This is a genomic window from Paenibacillus sp. MER TA 81-3 (assembly GCF_023713585.1).
GTDB lineage: Bacteria > Bacillota > Bacilli > Paenibacillales > Paenibacillaceae > Paenibacillus_B > Paenibacillus_B profundus.
Genome location: NZ_JAMAWB010000003.1, coordinates 209,777 through 236,706 on the forward strand (window position 1 = coordinate 209,777; position 26,930 = coordinate 236,706).

General features: G+C 53.8%; 2 protein-coding genes (1 of these 2 cut by a window edge). Both read right to left on the reverse strand.

Features of this window, described 5'->3' with window-relative positions:
* Positions 1-18,030: a non-ribosomal peptide synthetase gene (locus M3650_RS05415; protein WP_251573037.1), complete on the reverse strand. Its 18,030-nt coding sequence runs from the start codon at positions 18,028-18,030 to the stop codon at positions 1-3.
* Positions 18,031-26,930 carry the 3' portion of a non-ribosomal peptide synthetase gene (locus M3650_RS05420; protein ID WP_251573039.1) on the reverse strand. It continues 3,598 nt past the right edge of the window, so only the last 8,900 of its 12,498 coding nucleotides appear in the window; its start codon lies beyond the right edge, outside the window; its stop codon occupies positions 18,031-18,033. It abuts the gene before it with no gap.

Genomic DNA, 26,930 nt, shown 5'->3' on the forward strand with positions numbered 1-26,930 from the left:
TTAGCGGATAAACGAATGAAGCATATGTTGCGCTACGACCTCCACGTGCGGCGAATCCATCATCGTATGATGCTCGCCAGATACGTAGTAGACGTCTACGCCACCCTTAGCCAACTCGCTCCAGCCCATCGTTTCCTCTTGATACACTGCACTGTCGTCGTTCACGCGAATCAGCGTTAGTCTGCCGCTGTACATCCCAGGATTGTAAGCATTGGTCACTGCCGAGTTATCTCGGTATACTTGCACCAATGATCTGACATGTTCCACCGTCATGTCCTCGGCTGCAATTCCACGCTTCTTCGCCTCAGCCAACAGTTCGTCTAATTGCCGATCTGGTTCCACCTGCTTCAGTTCGTCTAACGGAAGGTCGATGAGCTTGGACCAGAGTTCGGCATCGCTTAGTGCCATGTCCTCATCCTCTACGACATATTCAGCTGGAGTGTCCAGCACAACGAGATTAGCCACCTCTTCTCCTTGCTGCACAAGCTGTCGGGCCATCTCGAAGGCTATTGTTCCGCCAATCGACCAGCCGCCAAGCCGATATGGGCCATGCGGATGAGCAGAACGAAGCTCAGTGATGTAATCTGCCGCCATCTCTTCAATGAATCCTGTCTTCTCCCCGTTCAGCGCCCGGGACTGGAAGGCATAGAATGGCTGATCGCTTCCCAGATGCTTGGACAGCGTCGTATAGCTGAGCACGAGGCCGCCTGCCGGATGGACGTAGAAGAGTGGCGCCTGCGTACCGTTCGGCTGCAGCGTGACCAGCGGCGAGAATGGCGCTTGCGTACCGCTGTACAGAATTGCCTTGGCCAATTCGGCGATTGTCCCCTTTTCAAGAACAATGCTAATCGGAAGCTCGCAGCTAAATACTTGTCTGATCCGCGCAATCATTCGTATCGCGAGCAAGGAATGTCCTCCCAGATTGAAGAAGTTATCGTGGATTCCTACGTCACTTACTTGCAGCATGTCCTCGAATATCTGCTTCAATTGGAATTCTGTCAAGTTGCGCGGTGCATCTGGAACGGCGTTCCCCTGATTGAGATCCCCTGCAGGCACCGGCAGCGCTTTGCGGTCCACCTTGCCGTTCGCCGTGAGCGGCAATTGATCCAGCAGAACGATCACTGACGGGATCATGTAGGCCGGCAATCGATCTCTCAGCGCTTGTTGCAGATTTGCGGCGCTGACTTCAGCTTCTTCTTCAAACACAACATAAGCGATGAGTCGCTGCTCGCCCGCTTCATCTTCCCTGGCTAGTACAAGCGCGTGTCTCACCCCATCTTGCCGGACAAGCGCCGATTCCACCTCTTCCAGCTCAATGCGGAAGCCGCGAATTTTGACCTGATAATCGGTGCGGCCCAAGTATTCAATCTCCCCGTTTGCCAAGTACCTCGCCCGATCTCCCGTCCGATACAGCCGTTCACCCGCTGCAAACGGGTTCGGGATGAAGACGGCTTCGCTTAGTTCCGGCTTGTTCAAATAACCGCGTGCCAGCCCTCTGCCTCCAATGTACAGCTCCCCAGGTATGCCTGTCGGAACTGGCTGCAGATGCGCGTCCAAAATATACACTTGCGTATTGGCAATCGGCCACCCGATCGGCACTTCTCTGTACGTCGGTCCCCCGCTCCCGTCCGGTCTCGGCGCGCGGAATGCCGTGCTGATGACTGTCGTTTCCGTCGGACCGTACGTGTTGTACCACGCGATGCGCTCGCCCGCAAGCTGCTGCCATTCAGCGAACCGCTCCGGTGACGGTCTCTCTCCACCGATGATGACCGCGCGAATGCTGTTCGGCAGCGATACGCGATCATTTGCCAGATCGGTTGCCAGTTCGCTTACCCACTCATGCCAGTACGCTGTCGGCAGATTGAGCACGCTAAGCTGCTCTCGTTCGATAAGCTCCGTGAAGCCGGATATGCTCAGCAAGCGCTCCTCCGGCATTACCAAGGCGGCGCCGCACAGCCACGTCGGGAACAACTCTTCAATCGCAGCGTCGAAGCTGATCGTCGCGAATTGGAGCACACGGTCTGCCTCCGTCAGCTCGTACAATGCTACCGCACTGCTGTTGTGATTCAGCATGGCAGCGTGCGTAACTACGACACCTTTCGGCTGTCCGGTCGAACCTGAAGTATAAATGACATACGCCGCATTCTTTTCGCTTACGCCGCTCATCACCGTGTCCGCCGATTGTTCCGCAATCGCATTCCAATCGGTATCCAGCAACACAATGGTCGCCTCATGTACCGGCAAGCGCGGGATTAAGCGCTCTTGCGTTAACAGCAGCGGCATGCGGGCATCTTCGAGCATATACGCAATCCGGTCTGCCGGATATGCGGCATCAATAGGGACGTAGGCGGCGCCTGACTTCAATATGCCCAAGATGCCTACGGCCAGCTCTACGGAACGCTCCGCGCATATACCGACCAATACTTCCGGACCTGCGCCCAGCTTCCGCAAATAATGAGCCAACCGGTTGGCGCGTTCGTTCAGCTCCCGGTAGGTGAGCGCGTCCGCTCCGACAACTAGCGCCGTTCGGTCCGGCGTGGACAACGCCTGCGCTTCGATGAGCTGATGCACGCAGCCTGGCGGATACTCTACCGCCGTCTCATTCCAGTCCACCAACAGCTGCGCCGTTTCAGCGTCTCCAAGCATCGGTATGTGTACGGTCATCCTGGTTGGATCAGCTACCATGCCTTGCAGCAAATTACGCAGATGCTCCAGCATACGACGAACATCGGCAGCACTGAATCTGGTTGTATCGTAACCAATGTGCAACCCTAACGTTCCACCAGGCAGAACGGACAACGTAATTGGATAGTTCGTCCGTTCGAAGGAATGCACCCCAAGCAGTTCTACTCCTTCGGAAGCAGTGACTTCGTCTACTGCTGCGGCCGCCTCTGGCACCGTGACCTGAATTGGGTAATTCTCATACACGATAATGCTATCGAACAGCGGCGTTCCGTGCGGTACTTCGCTCCATGATTGGATCTGCGTTAAGGCTGCATATTCATATTGCTGTTTCTCCGCTTGCTGCTGTTGCAATTGGGATAACCATTTCACTACATCCATATCTGTCCGAACTTGAACGCGAACCGGCAACGTATTGATGAACAGTCCCACGATAGATTCCACGCCTGCCAAGTCTGCAGGTCTGCCAGCGACGGTTGCCCCGAACAGCACATCGGACTCTCCGCTGTAGCGGCTGAGCAGCAAACTCCATGCTGCCTGAACCATCGTGCTAAGCGTAAGCTGATGACTTCGCGCGAATGATTGTAATTGACTTGTCAGCTCTGTCCCAACCTCCAACTCCAGTTCGGCATAGTCCGAGGCAGATGCTATCACAGGACGTTGCAAGCGCATCTCGGTCGGTGCTTCAATACCTGCCAGATACCCGCGCCAGAACGATTCTGCCGCCTGCTGGTCTTGCTTATGCAGCCATGCGATATATTCACGGTAGAATCTCGTCGGCTCAAGCTGAATTGCGGTTCCCGTTGTAAAAGCGTAATAGAGAGCGAAATATTCCTGAATGACAATCGGGTTGCTCCACCCATCCAGCAGCATATGATGGAATGTCCATATAAACTGAACCTTATCATTCGCAAGCTGTATGAGCGTAAAGCGCATAATAGGCGCTTCGTGGAACTGGAAGCCTCGGTGACGATCCTCTTTCAGGAAGCTCTCCAGCATTCGCTCTTGTTGCTCTGCTGAGAGTGAACGCCAGTCTAACTGATCGATAGGCAGCGGCACTTCATCAAGAACTGCTTGAATCGGCTGTTCGAACCCATCCAGACATACGCGAGTTCGCAGAATTGAATGACGTTCCAGCAAACGTCGCCACGCTTGCTCAAATGCCTCCAGACTGAACTTGCCCGCAAGCGTAAAGCCCGTCTGCTCACAGTACATTCCTGAATGCGGCTCGGCGAGTGAATGGAATAACATCCCCTCCTGCATCGGACTAAGCGGATACAGATCGCGAATGCGCCGCTCTGAAGCATATAGACGATCCAGCTGAGCTTGGTTCGCAGGAACGAGCGGGAAGTCTGACGCCGTCCAGCCTCCGGCTTCCGGCTGCCTGCAATGTACAATCACTTCCCGCAGCGCATCCATGTAAGAAGCCGCAAGCCGTTCGATAGTAGCAGTCCGATGCAGTTCGCTGCTGTAAGTCCAATTCATCACCAATTGCTTGCCGCTAATGATTCCGTTGATTTCGATCAGATGGTCGCGCGGAGCTTCGGGACTGACTGGCATGCCGTAAGATTCCGGTGCAGTGCCGATTGTTGCGCCTGTTTCCTCTGTCGCTTGATCCATCTGGCCCATATAGTTGAACAAAATGCCCGGAGCAGTTGCATGCCGCATCATGTCAGACACTTCTTTGTCGGTGGATAAATAACGCAGCAGTCCGTACCTGATGCCCTTTTGCGGGATGCTGCGAAGCTGTTCCTTGATCGCCTTGATATCTTCTTGAACAGTTCCGCTTACACTAAGCTCTAGCAGCAGCGGATGAACGGCAGTGAACCAGCCTACAGTACGTGACAGATCGACGTCTTCGAACAAGTCCTCCCGTCCATGCTCCTCAACATCCACCACAATCGTTCTGCTGTCTGTCCACGGTGCTATCGTCCGAGCCAGTGCTGTCAGCAAAATATCATTAATTCGGGTGCGATACACAGGCGGCACTTCTTGCAGCAAGGCGCGCGTCATTTCCGCATCCAGCACGGTCGTTATCGTATCTGACGATGCATACGTATTGACTAAGGCATAATCTTCTTCTAAAACAACGATATCCGTTGGCAGGGGCTTAGCATACAATCGTTCAGCCTTCAGCCAATATGCTCGTTCATTTCTCACTTGGTGAGAATCGGCATAGATGTGCAGCCGTTCTGACCACGCTTTGAACGATGTCGTCTTCGGCGGAAGCTGAACCGGCAAGCTCTGACCAAGCTGTTCATAAGCAAGCTGCAAGTCTTCGAGAATAATTCGCCACGATACTCCGTCCACGGCCAGATGATGAATCACGATCAGCAGTCTTGCCGGACGCTCTGTCCCTAAATCGAACAGTGCCGTGCGAATGATAGGACCTTCTGTCAAGTTTAACGATTGCTGCAAACGCTCCGATTCCGCTTCGATCTGCTCAACTTGCTCCTGCTCCGACAGTTTAGCCAAATTGATCACTAGAACAGGTGCTGCTGATTCCCCTTCGACATCTGCCACCCCCTGCTCCCATCCTGCTTCGGTCTGCATGAAGCGCAGCCGCAATACATCATGATGGCGGATGAGATGCGCCATAGCCTGCTGCAGCGCTTCGGGATGAACGGGCTGCTTGATGGTCAGCAGCATCGCTTGGTTCCAGTGATGACGATTGGTCATCGGCTGTTCGAAGAACCAATGCTGAATCGGCGTCAGCGGTACAGGCCCGGTCACCGGCCCTTCGTCCACCAGCATGGGAACAGCTTGCTTGGCTACCGCTGCCAGTTCCGCAATGGTCTGATTCTCGAACAGCTGCTTCGGTGTCAGCTTCAACCCTGCTTGTCCGGTACGAGACACGATCTGTATGCTAAGAATGGAGTCCCCGCCTAGTTCGAAGAAATTATCGTGAACACCAACTCGCTCGATTCCAAGTACTTGCGCCCACACTTGGCTCAGAATCAGCTCAGTGTCATTGCGCGGCGCAGTATATTCTCGACTCTTCTGCCAAACGTTCAGATCAGGCGCAGGCAGCGCTCTGCGATCCAGCTTGCCATTCGCCGTGAGCGGCAATTGATCCAGCAGCACGATCGCTGATGGGATCATATAACCTGGAAGTTGTTCCTTCAACGCTTGCTGCAATTCTACCGCGGACACTGCCACTCCTTCTTCAACAACTGCATAAGCAACAAGCCGCTTATCCCCTTGTTGATCTTCCCGGGCGAGTGCAAGCGCGTGTCTCACCCCGTCTAGCCGGACAAGCGCCGATTCCACCTCTTCCAGTTCAATGCGGAAACCGCGAATTTTGACCTGATAATCGGTGCGACCCAAGTATTCAATCTCCCCGTGTGCCAAGTACCTCGCCCGATCTCCCGTCCGATACAGCCGTTCACTCGCTGCAAACGGGTTCGGGATGAAGACGGCTTCGCTTAGTTCCGGCTTGTTCAAATAACCGCGTGCCAGCCCTCTGCCTCCAATGTACAGCTCCCCAGGTATACCTGTCGGAACTGGCTGCAGATGCGAGTCCAAAATATACACTTGCGTATTGGCAATCGGCCGCCCGATCGGCACTTCGCTGTACGTCGGTCCCCCGTTCCCGTCCGGTCTCGGCGCGCGGAATGCCGTGCTGATGACTGTCGTTTCCGTCGGACCGTACGTGTTGTACCATGCGGTGCGCTCGCCTGCAAGCCGCTGCCATTCAGCGAACCGCTCCGGTGACGGTCTCTCTCCACCGATGATGACCGCGCGAATGCTGTTCGGCAGCGATACGCGATCGTTTGCCAGTTCGCTTACCCACTCATGCCAGTACGCTGTCGGCAGATTGAGCACGCTAAGCTGCTCCCGTTCGATAAGCTCCGTGAAGCCGGATATGCTCAGCAAGCGCTCCTCCGGCATTACCAAGGCGGCGCCGCACAGCCACGTCGGGAACAACTCTTCAATCGCAGCGTCGAAGCTGATCGTCGCGAATTGGAGCACACGGTCTGCCTCCGTCAGCTCGTACAATGCTACCGCACTGCTGTTGTGATTCAGCATGGCAGCGTGCGTAACTACGACGCCTTTCGGCTGTCCGGTCGAACCTGAAGTGTAAATGACATATGACGCATTCTCTTCGCTTACGCCGCTCATCACCGTGTCCGCCGACTGTTCCGCAATCGCACTCCAATCGGCATCCAGCAGCACAATGGTCGCCTCATGCGCCGGCAAGCGCTGGATTAAGCGCTCTTGCGTTAACAGCAGCAGCATGCGGGCATCTTCGACCATATACGCAATCCGGTCTGCCGGATATGCGGCATCAATAGGGACGTAGGCGGCGCCTGACTTCAATATGCCCAAGATGCCTACGGCCAGCTCTACGGAACGCTCCGCGCATATACCGACCAATACTTCCGGACCTGCGCCCAGCTTCCGCAAATAATGAGCCAATCGGTTGGCGCGTTCGTTCAGCTCCCGGTAGGTGAGCGAGTCCGCTCCGACAACAAGCGCCGTTCGGTCCGGTGCAGACAACGCCTGCGCTTCGATGAGCTGGTGCACGCAGCCTGACGGATATTCTACCGCCGTTTCATTCCAGTCCACCAACAACTGCGCCGTGTCGGCTTCTCCAAGCATCGGCACTTCTACCACTAGCCCATTTGGATCAGCCACTATGCCCTGCAGCAAGTTGCGCAAGTGCCCCAGCATTCGCGCTATGTCAGCAGATGTAAATCGTGCGGTGTCATAGCCGATTTGCAGTTCCATCACATCGCCAGGCAGAACTGACAATGTAATCGGATAGTTGGTCCGCTCGAACGACTGCACGCCAAGCAGTTCCACGCCTCCGGTAGCGTTAGTTCCGTTAGCCTCCTGTTTACCTTTTACATCACCTGAACCATTACCTGCTTCGTTGCCTACTTCATTGACAGCTTCACCAGCAGCCTTTTCCACAACTTCTCCCGGCTCCGATACCGTAACTTGAATTGGATAATTCTCGTATACGATAATGCTGTCGAATAGAGGCATTCCTTGCGGCACATCACTCCACGACTGAATCTGACTTAACGCCGCATATTCGTATTGCTGCTTATCCGTTTGCCCAGATTGAAGTTCTTGCAGCCAGGAGATGACATCGACATTGGCCGGTATCGTTGTTCTTACAGGCAGCGTATTGATGAACAAGCCAACGATCGTCTCAACGCCTTCCAGATCAGCAGGCCTCCCCGCGACGGTAGCTCCGAACAGTACATCGGACTCTCCGCTATAGCGGCCAAGCAGCAGTCCCCATGCCCCCTGCACAATCGTACTGAGCGTCAACTGATGCGTGCGTGCCAAGCTGTTCAACGATGCTGTCAATACTTCGTCCACATGCAGTGCAACCTCGGCGAAGCCGGACGGCTCAGCCGCCGCAGGCCGCGTCAATGGCAGCGGTGTAGGCGCCTCAATACCAGCCAAGTAGGTTTTCCAGAACGATTCCGCGCTAGCTTGATCCTGTTCATTCAACCAATACATATAATCCCTGTAGGAGCGAACCGGCTCCAATTGAATGTCGGCACCCGTCAAGATTGACTCATATAAGGCAAAGCATTCCTGAATCACGATCGGGTTGCTCCATCCGTCGAGCAACAAATGATGGAACGTCCAGACAAATTTGACCGTATTCGCATCATAGTGAATGATTGTAAATCTCATAATTGGCGCTTGCGTAAAATCAAAGCCGATTTGGCGGTCTTCCTCTAAAAAGAGCTGCAGCTTACACTCCTGCTCATTGGCAGACAGCATGGTCCAATCCAGTTCATGGAACGGAACAGACAACACCTCATCGACCAATACCTGTACCGGATGATCCAGCCCCTCCCACTCAATGCGAGTCCGAAGCACGGCATGCCGTTCCATCACCTGATGCCACGCCCGCGTGAACGCTTGAGCATCGAATGTTCCTTGCAGCGTAAAGGCGCTCTGCTCACAGTACATGCCCGAATGCGGTTCAGCGAGCGAATGGAATAACATGCCCGCTTGCATCGGGGTGAGCGGATACAGATCGCGAATGTTCCGATCCTTCACATACAATTGATCAAGCTGTACTTGTGGCAACTTCGCCAGTGGGAAGTCAGACGGCGTAATTCCGCCTGCTTCAGGTTGACGGCAATGCGAGATAATGGCGCGCAGGGCTGACAGGAACAGCTCCGACAATTGTGCAATCGCTTCGGCGCGGAATAGATGCTCACTGTACATGAAGCCCAGATGGAATTCGCCATTCGTAATCATCCCGGCGATATCAAGCAGATAGCGACGAAGCCCATTAGGACTGCTGTCAAGCGCCGTATCTTCATGCGCACTCGCTAGCACCGTATCCGCGACAGCTCCTTGATCGACCTGTCCCAAATAGTTGAACATGATGAGTGACTTCGGCAGCGAGCTCATCAGCCTATGAATCTCATCATCTTCGCATACATAACGCAACAGACCGTACCCAATCCCCCGCTGCGGTATATTCCGCACAAGTTCCTTGACGCGCTTGAGCGTAGACTCCACGCTCTCAGGCGACGCTTCAAGACGAACCGGGAAAATAGAAGTGAACCAGCCTACTGTCCGCGACAAGTCGAACTCTTCGAAGATATCTTCCCGTCCATGGCCTTCCATATCCACTTGCAGCGTTCGATGACCTGCCCACTGGTGGAAAGCGATGAGTAACGCTGTCAACAGTACATCATTAATCTGTGTGCGATAGGCAAGCGGTACCTCTTGCAGCAGTGCTGTCGTGTCCTCCGCTGAGAGGGATACGCTCACTGTACGAGTAGAAGCAACCGTATTGAGCTTGAGCGCATCTTCAACCGTACTGAACTGCTCCAAGAACGGCATGTATAACTCGGTACTGTCAACATGACTCGTCCAATAATGGTGCTCGCTCTTGACCGCTTCGGATTGCGCATACTCTGCCAAGCGGGCAGCGAATTGACGATATGACGTCGTTTTGAGCTGAAGCTGAACTGGCACATTGTGGAGCAGCTGCACATAAGCCGTCTCCAGATCTTCCATCACAATGCGCCATGAGACTGCATCCACTGCCAGATGGTGAATGACGATAAAAAGTCTGGCTGCATCACTCTCCCCGTAATCGAACAGTGCAGCCCGCATAAGCGGACCGTGTGCCAAGTCAAGACTGCATTGCAGCCGCGCGGTCTCCTCTTGGATTGCAGCCCGTCTACTCTCTTCCGAGCAATTCGACAGATCGATCCACGCTAACGGCATGTCAGAGCCGACAGGAGCAGACACTTGCTGCCATCCGTCATCCTCCGGTATGAAGCGCAGCCGCAGCGCATCATGCTGCTTCAGCAGATAAGCTATCGCCTGCTCCAACGCCTGACGATTCACCGGCGGACGAACGGACAACAACATCGATTGATTCCAGTGATGCCTATCGACCATATCTTTGTCGAAAAACCAGCGCTGAATCGGCGTCAGTATAACTTCTCCCGCCACCTCACCTTGCTCTGCCACCACTACTTTTTCCTTGGCCACTGCCGCCAATTGTGCAATCGTCGGGTTTTCGAATACGAGCTTAGGTGTAAGATGTACCCCTGCTAGACGCGCACGCGATACAATTTGCATGCTGAGAATGGAATCCCCGCCCAATTCGAAGTAGTTATCGTGAATGCTTACTTGCTTCACGCTCAGTACATCTGCCCACACATGGGCCAGCGTTCTCTCCACCGCGTTGCGTGGCGGAGCATACGGCTTGTCCGATGCGAGGCGCGCATCCTGCGGAGCAGGCAGAGCTTTGCGATCCAGCTTGCCGTTAGGCGACAGCGGCATGGCCTTCAAGAACGTATACGATGCCGGAACCATGTACTCAGGCAATATTTTTATCAAATAGCTGCTCAGTTGCGCAGCTTGCATCGGTTCCGATTCATCGGCTACCACATAGGAGACCAGTCGTTTATGTCCTGGAGTGTCCTCCCTCGTAACAACGGCTGCCTCCTTAATGTGCGGATGTGAGGCAAGCACACTTTCAATTTCCCCAAGTTCGATACGGAACCCGCGAATTTTCACTTGGTGGTCGATACGTCCCATATATTCGATGACGCCGTCCGGCATATAACGTGCAAGATCCCCTGTCTTATACAGGCGGGATTGCATCGAAGGGTCGAACGGATTGCGGATAAATCTCTCTTTCGTCAGCTCCCCACGATTCCAATAGTCGCGGGCAAGCCCAACACCACCGATATGCAGTTCCCCTGGTACCCCGATCGGCACCGGACGAAGCTCCTGATCCAGCAAATAAATGTGAATGTTCGAAATCGGCACACCGATTGGAACGGTTCGCAATGCCGTATCCCGGCGGCATGTCCAGTGCGTAACATCAATTGCGGCTTCCGTCGGACCGTACAAATTGTGCAGCTGTGCATCCAGCTTGGCAAAGAAACGCTCCTGATAATCATATGACAGCGCTTCCCCGCTGCACATGACTTGGCGAATAGTAGAGCAGTGTTCGATCCCTTCTTCTTCCAAGAAGGCTTGCAGCATCGAAGGGACGAAGTGCAGCGTCGTAATTCGTTCCTTACGTATGATGTCACGTAGATAAGCAGGATCACGGTGTCCGCCTGGAGCAGCGACAACAAGCGTTGCTCCCGTCATAATCGGCCAGAAAAATTCCCATACCGATACATCGAAGCTGAACGGCGTTTTTTGCAGCACGCGATCCGCTGAAGTAAGCTGATACGCTGCTTGCATCCAGATGAGACGGTTGACTACAGCCCGGTGTATATTGACGACACCTTTAGGCCTTCCGGTTGAACCTGACGTATATATGATGTAACACATGCTGTCAGGGGATATTTCGATATCAAGCTGCGCATCACTTTCAGATGCGATATCTTGTCGCTGCTCATCGAGACATACGGCCTGCCCCGAATACTCAGGAATTCGCTCGATCAAGTGACGCTGCGTGAGCAGCAGCGGCGCGTTGGTATCTTCGAACATGAATGTAAGACGATCGTGCGGATAATCCGGGTCCATCGGCACGTATGCGCCGCCTGCCTTCAATATCGCAAGAAGACCCACGACCATATCGATCGAACGCTCCATGCATACAGCCACAGGCACTTCCGGCCCAACTCCTCGCTGCTGTAAATAACGGGCCAATCGGTTGGCTTCGGCATTTAACTCCGCATAAGTCAATACCCGATCTTCAAAAATGAGTGCAGGCAATTCAGGCGTACGCTCAACCTGCTGTTCAAACAGATGATGAATACATTGCTCTAGCGGGTAATTAATATCTGTACGGTTCCATTTGGTTAACAGAAGCTGACGTTCCTCTTCGGTCAACATCGTCAGCGATCGGACGGTCTGTTCTGGATAGCTGCATATGCCTTCCAGCAATACAACGAGATGATTCAACATTCTTGTAATCGCGCCAGCTTCGAACCGCTGCTGGTCATAAGTAATGACTAAGTCGAATCCGTTGTCAGGAACGGCAAGCAAGGTCAGCGGATAATTGGTCTGCTCGAACAGGTACATCGAACTGACGGTCAACCCGCCCGTATCACCGTCTTCGTTGCTCCCGGCACTGACCGGATAATTTTCGAAGACGAACAAGCTGTCGAACAGCGGCGTGCCTTGAGAGAGCTCGCTGCAGCTCTGAATCATCGAGAGCGGACTATACTCGTACTCTCGCTGCTCCACCTGCTTCGCCTGCACGTCCTGTACCCATGTCAGAATCGTCTCATCGTCTGGAACACGAATACGGACAGGCAGCGTGTTAATGAATATACCCATCATCGACTCTACTCCGACCAGATCAGCAGGACGTCCCGAGACGGTGGCCCCGAACACGACATCTTCCTCGCCGCTGTATCTTCTCAGCAAGAGCGCCCATGCACTCTGCACCAATGTATTAGACGTTACTTGGTGCTGCCGGGTGAAGGCCCGTATCTTCTCATTCAATGAAACAGGCAAGGTGATCTTGGTACTGCTGTACTCTCCTTGCGCCTCGGAACCGGCCGGAAGCAAGCGATCTACGGTCAGCGGTGTTGGTGCATGGAAGCCGCGCAATGCATCACGCCAATACTGCTTCGCCCGCTCCATATCTTGCTGCTGCAGCCAGCCAATATAGTCTCGGTACGGACGAATCGGTTCGAATGGGATGTCTACGGGCTTGTCTTGCGAGCGGACAACCGTCTCATACACTTGCAGCACTTCTGCAATCAATGCATTCATGCTCCATCCGTCTAACAGCAGATGGTGGTAGCTCCATAAGAACAGATGACTCTCTTCGGTCAGCCGAATCATTGTGATTCGCATTAACGGCGCCTCCGACAGCTCGAATCCTCTTACTCGGTCTTCACGTAAGAATGCTTCTGTCATCGTCTCGCGCTCCGACTCTGTATATGCACGCCAATCCAGATAGGCTACGGGTACCGTTACATGGCGATACACGACTTGATGAGATTCATTGAGCTCTTCCCAGTAGAAAGCTGTGCGCAAAATGGAGTGTCGTTCAACAACCTGATTCCATGCCCGCTCCATTGCTGCTGGATGGAAATCCCCTTGCAGCGTCCAGCTCATTTGCTCAAAATACGCGTGTGAGTCCGGTGAATATGCCGCATGGAACAGCATGCCTTGCTGCATTGGTGACAACGTGTATATATCCTCTACACCATGCCCCGTACCTGCCAGCCGATCGAGCTGCTCTTGCGTTATGCGTGCGAGCGGGAAGTCAGACGGCGTAACCCCGCGTGCTTCCGGCAATCGGCAGTGTGCGATAATAGCGCGAAGCTGCTCCATGTAAAGCGAGGCAAGCCGTTCCACGCGCTCCCGCATGTAGAGGTTCTTGCTATATGTCCACGTCAGCCGCAGCGAACCGCCTGCAACCAGTCCCGTAATATCAATCAGATGCGCCCGCTTCTCTTGAAGACTCTGCTCAGGTCCGGCACGTTCAGGAGCTTGTCCGAACAGCCCCTCTTCCCCGCTGTTCAGCACCTGATCGAACTGTCCTAAGTAGTTGAAGCTGACTTGCGGCTTAGGCAGCGCTTCGAGCATTTGTGCGTGCTCATTGCTGCTCATATACCGAAGCAAGCCGTAGCCGATCCCATTGTTGGGAACTTGACGCAACTGCTCCTTCACCGATTTCAGTTCGGCACCGAAGTTAATTTCGTTGCCGCTTCGCTCCAGAAGCACAGGATACATGGAAGTAAACCAGCCTACCGTCCGTGACAAGTCCACCTCGTCAAACAAATCTTCACGTCCATGCCCTTCCATGTGAAGCAGCAGCTTGTCATGCCCTGACCATGCAGACATCGCCAGCAGCAGCGCCGTAAGCAGGACATCGTTAATGTGAGTCCGGTACGCATGCGGAACGTCCTGCAGGAGCATATGTGTCTCGTCAGGCGCAAGCTCTACCAGTACGTCCTGTGTCGAAGCATTGGTGTTCTCACCTTGCACGAAATCCGCAGGCAGTGCCGGAACGTACTTGCGCTTCTCGTCCAACCAGTAGTCAATCTCATTCAGCATCTTGCCTGTGGATGCATATTCAGCGAGCTTCTTCGCCCAATTACGGAATGCAGTCGTCTTCTCTGGAAGCGTGATAGGTTCACCTTCCGCCAGACTTTTGCCAATGCGATATAAATCCTCCATCAAAATCCGCCAGGAGACACCGTCCACACCTAGATGATGGATGACGATTAGCAAGCGCCCTGCCTGATCTGCACCTAGCTCGAAGTACACCGCCTGCAGCAGTACACCTGCATTCAGACTCAGACCTTGCTGCGCTTGCGCTGCGGTACGCTCAATCGTTGCTACCTGCTCTTCTGCACTCAATCCACTTACATCTATACAGGTAAATGGTACTTCTTCGGCTATATCCGCATTATATTGCTCCCAACCTGTATCTCCTGCCGTAAATTGCAGGCGCAAACCATCATGGTGGGCAATCAGATGCCGAACGGCTTCGCGCAGCATCTGTGCATCAACAGACGGATGAACGGTAAACATCATGGACTGATTGAAGTGATGCGGCGATTGCATCGGTTGGGCAAAAAACCAGCGCTGAATCGGCGTAAGCGGTACATCTCCAGTTACGATGCCCTGGTCTGCCTCCACGAGTGCTCCCTCACGAATTTCTGGAGCCAGATCGGCAATCGTTTGGTGCTGGAAGAGCAGCTTAGGTGTTAGCTGCAATCCACTCTGCCGCGCGCGGCTCACAATCTGGATGCTCAAGATCGAGTCTCCGCCCAATTCGAAGAAATTGTCGTGAATGCCGACCCGCTCGACGCCAAGCACTTCCGCCCAGACTGCGGAAAGCAGCGTCTCTTTGGCTGTTCGCGGTGCCACATATGCTTGCGTCTCGGTTGCGAACTCTGCCTCAGGAAGTGCCTTGCGATCCACTTTGCCATTCGGGGTAACCGGCAATTGATCCAACATGACGAAGGCAGCCGGGACCATATACTCGGGCAATTTCGCGCGCAAGTAGGCACGCAGTTCTGCTGTAAATGAGCTGCTTGCATCACGTTCATCCGGTACCACATAGGCAACCAGTCTTCGATCGCCTCGACGCACCTCTTTGACCAGCGCGACCGCCTCTTTAACCGCGGGATGATCCGCAATCGCCTTTTCTACTTCGCCCAGCTCAATTCGATAGCCGCGAACTTTCACCTGATCATCTGCACGCCCTATAAATTCGATAAAGCCATCCGCGACATAACGCGCTAAGTCGCCCGTCCGGTAGAGCAAGCGTCCGGACGGGAACGGACTTGGCACGAACTTGTCGGTGGTTAGCTCCGGCTGGTGCAAATATCCGCGAGCCAATCCGCTTCCCCCGACGTATATTTCACCCGCCACGCCGTCAGGAACAAGCTGCATATGCTCATCTAACAAATAAACTTCTGTATTGGCGATAGGACGGCCAATAGCTGGAAGATGAAGCTGTCCCCCGTTCGCAGAGACGGTCGGAACGTGACCTGCAATGGCAACAACTGTTGCCTCCGTAGGCCCATAATGGTTCACAAGATGGAATGGCAGGTTGTCCGCCGGGAAAAAGCGCAGCCGGTCTCCGCCAGTCAGCAAATACCGCAGTGAGCACGACAAAGACCAATCTAACGAAATAATAGCTTCGGCCATCGGCGTCGGCAGAAAGCTCAACGTAATTCCGCTCTGCACGATCCATTCGCGCAGCCGAACAGGATCTGTCCGCAGCTCTTCATGCGGAATGTAAATGGAGGCGCCAGCAGCTAATGTTGGCCACAACTCCCATACGGAAGCATCGAACGCAGGCCCCGCGAACAACGTAGTCCGATCGGCTGCAGTCATCGCATACTCGGTTATATGCCATTGCACCAAATTCAACAGACCAAAATGTTCAATCTGAACGCCTTTCGGTTTCCCGGTCGAACCAGACGTATAAATGACATAGGCCAGTTGATCAGGAGAGGTCGGTGAAGCAGGCGGAACTTGCCCTTCCTCTTGGGCGTACGCGGCTGTATCTTCGATCCACACTACAGTAGCATCCGATTGCGGAAGATGAGCCTGCAACGTTCTCTCTGTCAACAATACCGGAATTCGGGCGTCTTCCAGCATGAAGGCAATCCGCTCCCGAGGATAGTTCGGGTCAATAGGCAAATAAGCGCCGCCCGCTTTCATAATGGCTACTAATGTGGTTATCTGCGCTGCCGACCGATGCGCCAGCACGCCAACAATTGTCTCCGGTCCTACTCCAAGCTTGCGCAAGTAATGGGCGAGCCGGTTCGCACGCGTATTCAGTTCACGGTATGTTAAGATAATCTGCCCATCTACGATGGCGATCGTATCCGGTGTCTGCTCAGCATGAACGGCTATTCGTTCGTGAAGGCACGTCAGGCTTGCGTCGCTCGCCACGGTAGTCTGATTGCGCGCAACGAGCAGCTCGTATACTTCCGCTTCATCCAGCATCGGCAGCGTCCCGATCGGACTGTCCGGATTGGCGGCAATACCTGCGAGCAGATTGTTCAAATGACGCAGCATGCGCTCAACGGTACTCGCATGGAACAGATCGGTATTGTACTCCATCTGAGCCACTACACCGCTGGACCCTGTATCAAAAATCATCAGCGTAATGTCAAACTTGGCACTCCGGCTCTCAAATGTATAAGGCTCGACGCGCAGCCCGTCAGTCTCTGTGCCTGAACGGTCTGTGACCTGCGCTTCATCCATCGTGAACATGACTTGGAACAGCGGTGCATGACTGACAGAACGCTCCGGCTGCAGAGCATCAACCAATCGTTCAAAAGACAAATCCTGATTTGAGTATGCCTCCAAAGCTGTCTTTCTCACCTGCTTGAGCAGTTGGCGGTACGTCAGATTTCCAGATAGATCGCTGCGCATGACGAGCGTATTGACAAAGAATCCTATCAGTCCTTCAACTTCCGACATTCCCCGATTGGCAATCGGTGTGCCGACAGACAGATCATGCTTGCCCGTATGTCGATAGAGGAAGGTCTGGAACGCTGCCAGCATCGCCATGAACAGCGAAGCTCCTTCCTTGCGGCTCAATTCCCGCAGCGTCCTGACGACATCCTCACCAATATGAAGCGAACGAATGTCACCGTGGAACATCTGGACCGCTGGACGCGGACGGTCGGTTGGCAGCTCCAATACATGATCGGCATCCCCCAGCTTATCTGTCCAATAATCCAGTTGGTGCTGCAGTTCGGTCTCCGTCAACCATTTGCGCTGCCAAATCGCATAATCGACATATTGAATCGGCAGGTCAGGCAGCGGAGAGGATTGACCTGCGGCGTAAACTTCATACAATAGCAGCAATTCCTGCTGGAACACCGTTAGTGACCAGCCATCGAACACAATATGATGGAAGGTGACAAGCAGAATATGATCGTCCTCACCAACTGTGACAAGCAATCCGCGCAGCAGCGGCCCTGTTGCCAGATTGAACGGCCTTGCCGCCTCTTCGTTGACGAGGCGCAGTGCATCTGCTTCCTTGTCCAAGCCGACTGCCGATACTGAAGACAGATCGGTCTGCACGAGCGGAAATTGCCAGTTCGGTTCGATCGGATCGACAAGTTGTACAGCACCTGACGCCCGCTCTTCGAATCGTGTTCGCAGTGCTTGATGCCTGCGCACGATCTCCGTTAAGCTGTGCTGCAAAGCGGATATGTGAAGCTTGCTTCTAAAGCGAAGCGAAAACGGAATATTATAATGGCTCGTACCCGACTCAAGCTGATCCAGCAGCCAGAGCCGCTGTTGTGCGAAAGAGAGCACGGAACCTCCAGGATCAATCGGTTGCGGAGTGGGAGACGGCCTCGAGGCCGTCTTCCTTTCCGTTAATTTTTTGACAAGCAATTGACGTTGTTCGGGAGTTAATGAAGCCAAACGTGTGTTAATATCGCTCATCTAATCATTCTCCTTGTCCGCCGCTTGCTCTGCTAACATTTGAAGCAACTCATCCTCGGAAATACCTTCCAAGTCCTCGAGAAGCTCGTCTAGCATAGCAGTGCCGGCTTGATCTTCCTGTGCTTGCTGAATAGCCGAAGCAAGTGCCGCTACAGTAGGGGATTCGAACAATGCTGCCAGTGGGACCTCGACCTGAAATTCATCGCGTATGCGTGAAATCAAGCGGGTGGCAAGCAAGGAATGACCGCCCAATTCAAAGAAATTGTCTTCAATTCCAACCTGCTCAATTCCCATCACTTCGGCCCAGATTGCCGCCACCTTCTCCTCCGTCGGATTGCGCGGAGCAATATAACTGCGCTCCAGTTCAGGACGAGACACATCAGGTGACGGGAGTGCTTTGCGGTCCACTTTGCCGTTGCTGGTGAGCGGGAACGTATCCATGAATACGAATGCCGACGGAATCATATACTCGGGCAGCACACTGGCGAGATGGCCTCTAAGTCCAGCTACCGTGATGTCCGCATTGTCTGTGGACAGATAAGCAACCAATCTCTTGTCTTCCTCCCCATCTTGACGCGCCATCACCGTTACTTCGCGCACGGACGGATATTGAGCCAACATGGCCTCAATCTCACCCAATTCAATGCGGAAGCCGCGAATTTTCACTTGTTCATCGGCACGCCCTACATATTCAAGCTCCCGATTCGCCCTCCAGCAAGCCAAGTCTCCGCTCTTGTACATACGTGCTTCTGGATCTTGACTGAACGGATTCGGTATGAACCTCTCAGCCGTTAATTCGGCCCGATTCAAATACCCACGCGTAACCCCGGCACCCGCAATATGCATTTCGCCTGGTACGCCGATAGGGACGGGCTGCAGCGCGGAATCGAGCACATACATTTGTAAGTCGGGAATGGGCTTGCCTATCAGGCTGCCGCTTGCTTCCTGCACATCCTGCATCGTGATCGGGCGATAGGTGACATGTACCGTCGTCTCAGTAATGCCATACATGTTAACTAAGGCCGGGCTTTCGTCTCCGTGCCGCTCGAACCAAGGTCCGAGTGCAGGCAGATCCAATGCCTCCCCGCCGAATATGACATAACGAAGCGCAAGGTTCGCAGCACCTATTCGCTCCTCTGCGCGAATCAACTGGCGGAACGCGGACGGCGTCTGGTTCAGCACCGTTACCTGTTCCTCTACAAGCAGTCGATAAAAATCTTCGCTCGAACGGCTCGTGTAGTATGGAACAACAACCAATCGTCCGCCATACAACAACGCTCCCCACATTTCCCAGACTGAGAAATCGAAAGCATACGAATGGAATAACGTCCATACATCCTGTTCATGGAAGCCGTACCAAGCCTCTGTTGAAGTGAACAAGCGCACGACATGCTGGTGGCAGACGGTGACCCCTTTCGGCTTGCCGGTTGACCCGGACGTATAAATGACATAAGCAAGATTGTCCGGAGCAGCCGTTCTGCCCAAGTTGTCTCCGCCCTCCAGCGCAAGCTCATCCTGAATGGCATCCAGACAGATGATGCTCACTCCGTCTGTCGGCAATGTATCTTGATACTGCGCGTGCGTCAGCAGGAGCGGCGTCTCAGAATCTTCGAGCATGAAGCTGAGACGTTCTGTCGGGTATACCGGATCAAGCGGCACGTAAGCGGCTCCCGCCTTGAGAATGCCGAGAATGGAAACCACGAGGTCCAGCGAACGCTCCATACACAAACCCACCATCGTTTCGGGGCCTGCTCCACGCTTCCGCAGATAATGAGCCAGACGGTTCGCTTGCTCATTAAGTCCAACGTAAGTCAGTGCATGTTCCCCATAGACAACGGCAATCTTGTCAGGTCTTAATGCAGCTTGCTGCTCGAACCATTCATGAATGCAGCGCTCGTCCGTAGGTGGAGTCCAGACAGGTTCCGCTGGGAGCAATGTGCTGCGTTCTGCTTCAGTCAGCATCGGCAGACGAACCGCAGCAAGACTCCAGTCCTCCGCCAATCCGGTTAACAGTGTTGTGAGGTGACCCATCATGCGAATGATCGTATCGTCCTCATAACGAGCGGTATCATATGCAATTCGCAAGGAGAACTGATCGCCCGGAGCAGCCACCACCATCAATGGGTAGTTCGTCTGGTCGATCGTCTCGGATGACGTAATGACTACGCCTTCTCCTGCTTGCTCAGCAGGCGGCTCGACCGGATAATTTTCGAACACAACAATCGACTCGAATAAACTCATCCCGCGAGGCACTTCACTCCAGCCTTGAATTTTCACTAACGGACTGTATTCATATTCGCGCTGCTCGACCAACTGCTCTTGCAATCTTCTCAGCCAGTCTCCAACCGATCCTTCTGGATCAACTTGCACGCGTACAGGCAGCGTGTTGATGAACAATCCCACCATATGTTCTGCGCCTTGAAGGTCTGCTGGTCTGCCTGCGACAGTTGAACCGAACACAACATTCGTTTCGCCTGAATAACGGTACAGAAGGATGGCCCATGCGCCTTGAACGACTGTACTTAAAGTAACGTTATGCTGCCGCGCCAACTGCTGCAGGCGACAAGTCACTTCCTGAGGTAGCAGATGCTCAACATCTTTGTTGCCGTGCGCCTCCGCGATCTGGGAGCGCTCTACAGACAACTGTGTCGGCGCGGTGAATCCTCTGAGCTTGTCCATCCAGAACTTCTCCGCTTCATGTGCATCTTGCTTGTGGAGCCAGGCGATATAGTCGCGATATGGTCTTCCAGCAGTCAACTCGATCGGTTGCTTGCTGCAGCGCGCATGATAGATAGTTGCCAACTCGCCGAGTATGATCGGAATGCTCCATCCGTCAAGCAGAAGATGATGGAACGTCCAGATGAATTGGCAGCAATCGTCGGACAATCGGATCATCGCCATGCGCATAAGCGGTGCTTCATCCAGTGCGAACCCTCTTACCCTGTCTTCTTGCAAAAATTCCGCAATTAGATCGGCTTGCTCCTCTGCCTCGTAACCTCTCCAGTCGAGGTCAGTGAACGGTATAGTGACACGGGTATAGACGACTTGATGCGGCTCAGACATTCCTTCCCACAGGAAGGCTGTCCGCAGTATTGGATGCTGGTCACACAGCATCTCCCATGCTTGTTGCCAAGCCTGCCGATCCAATCTGCCTTGCATCGTGAAGCTAACCTGCTGAATGTAGACGCCAGATGATGGCGCATAGATGGAATGGAACAACATTCCCTCCTGTGCCGGAGCTAATCCATAGGCATCCTCAATCTGTTCTGTATTGGCCAGATAGCGGTCAATCTCCACTTGCGACAGACGGGCAAGCGGGAAGTCAGAAGGCGTAAATCCGCCCGCTTCGGCTGATTGGCAATGTGCGATTAAGGAACGCAGCGACTGCGCGAACTGCTGCATCAGAGCATGCATCGCTTCTTCGCGGAATAGATTGCTGCTGTAGGACATGGTCAATTGCAATTGTCCTTCGGCAATGACTCCCGCTACATCAAGCAGATGCGCGAGCGGATCAGTCGGATTCTGAACGACTCCGTAATCCTCTACAGCCACTCCGAATATGCTTGTAGCTTCCCTCTGCTGCTGTTGGAATTGCCCCAAATAGTTAAAGCTGATTTCCGGTGTAGGCAGCGACTGCAGCTTGGCTGTCAGCTGTTCATCCTCAGATAGATAACGAAGTACGCCATATCCTAATCCGCGATCTGGTACTTGACGAAGCTGTTCCTTAATGGAGCGGAGCGCTTCACCAGGCGGTGTATCCGAAGCGAGTTCTAAATATATAGGATATATGGATGTGAACCAGCCAACGGTGCGTGATACATCCACGCCATTCGCAATCTCTTCTCTACCGTGCCCTTCCATATGAATCAACATGGAGGATTGGCCTGTAAATTGGTGCATCGCCAGCATCAAAGCGGTAAGCAATACATCATTAATCTGCGTTCGGTATACGGCAGGCACTTGTTGCAGCAGTGCACGGGTCTCCTCTTCCGTCAATAGAGCCGCTTCTGTGCGGAACGAATCTGCCGTGTTAAGCGCTCTTCTGTCGTCATCCGACAGACGGGAGTCGACAGGCAGCGAAGCGATGTCACGCTCCGCCATTGCGAGCCAATATGCGGCCTCCTTACGCATGCTCTCCGATTTCGCATATTGTTGCAGATGCTTGCTCCATTGCTGGAAGGAGGTCGTCTTCGGTTGCAGCTTCGGCATAATGCCCTGACGTGCTTGCTCGTATGCCTCTTCGATATCTTCCAGCAAAATGCGCCACGACACCGCATCAATGACCAGATGGTGAATGACAAGCAGCAATCGGGCCGGCTGATTAGCACCAAGATCGAACAGCACCACGCGCATAAGCGGACCATGTTCAACGTGCAAGCTGCGCTGCACCGCTTCGGAAATTGTAGTAATTGCTTCGGTCTGGGCCGATTCCGAGAGCTGCGACAAATCTTCAGTCGCGAGCATTATCGCTTCATCCAAGCCCAAGTTGGTCTGACTCCAGCCTCCTTCTTCCTTCGCCAAGCGCATCCGCAGCCCATCATGATGGGCAACGAGCGTCTGTATCGTCTGCTCCAATGCTTGCACGTGGACAGGCTGCTGCACAGTAAGCAGCATCGCTTGATTCCAATGGTGTCTATGCCCAAGTGGCTGCTCAAAAAACCACTGTTGAATCGGGGTCAACTCTGCTTGTCCTGTAACGAGCCCCTGTTCCGCCACCGTACGCTCAGACCATTCGGCGACTTCACCGAGTTGTGCTACCGTAGGATGTCCGAATATCATCTTCGGTGTTAAGCGAATACCTTCGCGTGCTGCGCGGGACATCACCTGGATGCTCAATATCGAGTCCCCGCCAAGCTCGAAGAAGTTGTCATAAATGCCGACTTGCTCGAGACCCAATACGTCTTCCCAAATGGATGTCAAGCTGCGTTCCACCTCATTGCGCGGCGCGACGTACGAGCTCACATTCAGCATCTGATCCCATGCAGGCGCAGGCAGTTGCTTGCGGTCTACTTTGCCATTAGGCGTCAGCGGCAGCGCATCAAGTGTGACGAAGGCGATCGGCACCATATATTCAGGCAGCCGCTCTGGCAAGTAGCTGTGGACGGACTGCACCGCTTCGTCATGCTGCTCAACCTGTTGCGTCTTATGCAAGACGAGGTAGGCAACCAATCGTTTGTCACCTGGACGATCTTCTCGGACGATGACGGAAGCTTCTCGTACTGCTGCATGCTCCGCAATGACCGCATGAATTTCGCCAAGCTCAATGCGATAGCCGCGTATTTTCACCTGATCGTCATTGCGTCCGAGAAACTCAATATCACCGCTTGGCAAATGCCTAGCGAGATCACCTGTTCGATACAGTCGTTCTCCCCGTACGAATGGACTATCAATGAACCGCCCCGCCATCAGTTCGGGACGGTTCGTATAACCGCGAGCCAGCCCTTCGCCGCCGATATACATCTCGCCTGGCACCCCTTGCGGAAGCGGACGCAGCTTGCGATCCAGTATATACACGCGCGTATTGGCAATCGGGCGACCGATGGATGGAGCGATCTCCGCCGATGACTTGCCGGACTGCGCAGGAACCCGGCATGCCGTCGCAACAACGGTTGATTCCGACGGGCCGTAGTGATTGTATAGAGCGAACGGCAGCGTATCAGGAGGGTATTGCGCCAGTCGATCACCGCCTGTCAGAATGGCCCGCAGCTTGCAGCCCTCCGGCCACTCCAACGTCAGCATCGGTTCAGCGAGCGGCGTCGGAATGAAGGAGAGCGTAATCTCATTCGCGAGCAGCCAGTCGCGCAATGCGACCGGGTTCAATCTCGTCTCTTCATCGGCAATATAGATACTGGCTCCCGCCGTTACATAAGGCCATAGCTCCCAGACAGAAGCATCAAATGCCACACCGGCCAACATTGTCGCCCGATCTGCCGCTTGTACGTCATACGTCTGGCGGTGCCACCCGATCAGATTCAGCAGGCTGCGATGGGTGATCTCTACGCCTTTTGGCTGACCCGTCGATCCCGAAGTGAATATGACGTAAGCCAGTTTATCTACGCCAGCCGCTTCCGGAAGCTGCAGCTCCTCAGTTGATTCGGCTGCTTCAGTCACTTCAGCTTGCAACTCATGATCGCAGACTACGATACGCCATTGGAATGCAGGCAACTGGTCACGCACCCGCTCTTGCGTCATCAGCACCTTCACTTGCGCCTCGGAGAGCATATACGCCATCCGTTCCTGCGGATAAGTGGAGTCCAGCGGGAGATAAGCGCCGCCTGCCTTCCAGATTGCAAGCATACCTGCCACCGATTCAATGGAACGTTCCATGCAGATGGCCACAATGTCGCCGCTTGCGACATCAGACCGAATCAAGCTGCGCGCCAATCGTTCGGCCATGCGGTTCAATTCGCCGTAAGTGACAGACTGCTCCCCGAATACGATCGCCACTGCGTCCGGCTCTAGTCGCGCTTGCTCTGCAAACCATTCCCCAACGCTTCGATCAAGCGGGAATGCTGCTTGTGTACTGTTCCACTCCATCAGCGTCCGCGTGCGTTCCTGCTCGGAGAGAAGCTGTAGATTCCCGATTTTTTGTGCAGGTCGATTCGCCATTTCTTGCAGCAGCGTTCCCAGATGCCGCAGCATCCGCTCGACGCTGGTTGACGTGTACAGCTTCGGATCGAACAACGCTTGCAGCAACAGTTCTTCGCCAGGGATCGCGACCAATGTGACCGGGAAGTTCGTCTGTTCGAACGTTCGGAAGCTGTGCAACTGCAGCGCATCCGGATTATCTTGCTCCAGCACATCTTGTACCGGATAGTTCTGGAATACGACGAGACTGTCGAACAACGGTGTGCCGTTCGGCACATCGCTCCAGCCTTGTACTTGGACAAGTGGGCTGTACTCGAATTGGCGAATGTCCACCATCTGCTTGTTCAACTGTTTCAACCACTGCTGAACAGATTGATCTTCGTTGACCGCGACACGCACAGGCAGCGAGTTGATGAACAATCCGACCATAGACTCGAAGTCTGGCAATTCCGTCGGCCGTCCGGCTACCGTAGTGCCGAACAGCACATCTTCTTCGTTCGCGTAGCGACTGAGCAATATCGCCCAAGCGCCCTGAATTAAGGTGCTTAGCGTCAACTCATAGTGACGCGCCATCGCTTGCAATCGTGCTGCAGCCTTCGCATCCAGCGTATAAGACACACTTGCTTCGCCCATCTCCTTCTGTTCACCTTTGCGACGTTCGAGCGGAAGGGCTGTCGGAGCCGTGAAGCCGCGGAGCTGTTCCCGCCAATAAGATTCCGCTGCTTGCATGTCTTGCCTTTGCAGCCATGCAATATAATCCCGGTAGGACGATGAGATGGGATTCAACTGAATCTCCTTCCCTTGAACGAGCGAATAATAGCTGGACAGAACTTCTCCAAGCAGTGTAGGCACACTCCAACCATCTAACAAAATATGGTGGAAGCTCCATACGAACTTGTACTGTTCGGCACCTAATCGGATGAGCGTAAGCCGGATGAGTGGTGGTGCTGCAAGGTCGAATAACCGTTCGCGATCCTGTTCAAGGAACTTTTCCCACTGTATTGCTTGCTCTTCTTCTCCCAACCCTTGCCAATCCTGCCGCTCGAACGGCACTTGGGGCGAGCGGAGAACGAACTGGTGAGGCTTGTCTACTCCGTTCCAAATAAATCCGGTACGTAAGATTGAGTGCCGATCGAGCACTGTCTGCCAAGCCTGTTCGAATGCGGCATCGTTCAGCTTCCCTTGCAGAGCAAAGCTCGACTGCTCGAAGTATTGCTGCGAGCCAGGAGAGTATACCGTGTGAAATAGCATTCCTTCCTGCATTGGCGAAATCAAATATACATCTTCAGTCTGACGATAGTTGGCAAGCTGCTCATCCAGCTGCTCCTGGGTCAAGGCCGCCAATGGGAAGTCGGAAGGTGTGCAGCGCCCTGCTTCGGCTGACAGGCAGTGAGCGATTAGAGCACGCAGCGCAGCAACGTACTCTCCTGCCAGCTTCTCAATCGTCTCGCTCTTATATAAGTCGCTGCTGTATGCCCACGTCATATGCAGCTTGCCGCCAACAATCATGGCATTAATATCGAGCAGGTATGCCCTTTTGTTCGCTTCATGTAATACGGAACCCGATGCTTCGGCGGCGAAGCCGAAGATGCCCTCGCCATCCCCAGACTTTTGTTGATTCATCTGCCCCAAATAGTTGAAGCTGATTGTCGCCTGCGGCAGATTGCGCAGCGGCCCTCTGTTCGCCTCATCACCCAAATATCGCAATAATCCGTACCCGATACCGTTGTTCGGAATAGCGGCGAGTCGTTCCTTCACACGCATAATGGCATCTCCAAGCCGAGTTGCCGCTGTACGATCCATATCAAGGTAGACCGGATATACAGAAGTGAACCAACCGACGGTCCGCGACAGGTCAATGCCGTCCATTAATTCTTCTCTGCCGTGCCCTTCCATATCAATAGCGACTGTTCCTGATTTGGTCCAATCCGCTATCGTTTGAGCGAGCGCGGTTACTAATACATCATTAATCTGTGTACGGTATGCACTTGGCACTTCCCTCAGCAAAGCATGTGTCTCCGCTTCACTTAGCTCAACCGCCACGGTTGTTGTGGAAGCTTCGGTATTCATCAGCTTGTCTGTTCGCGAGCCTAGTTCGTAATCGGTCGGTAGGGCAGCCACTTGCACAGGAGACGACTTTACCCAGTAGTCCACTTCTTGTAAAAGCGCACCTGATTGTACGTAGCTGACAAGCCCCTCGGCCCACTGCTTGAACGAGGTTGTCTTCGGCGGAAGCACAGCCTGATCACCTCGTACGAGCGCTTCGTAGGCAGATTGCAAATCCTCCAGCAATATTCGCCAGGATATACCAT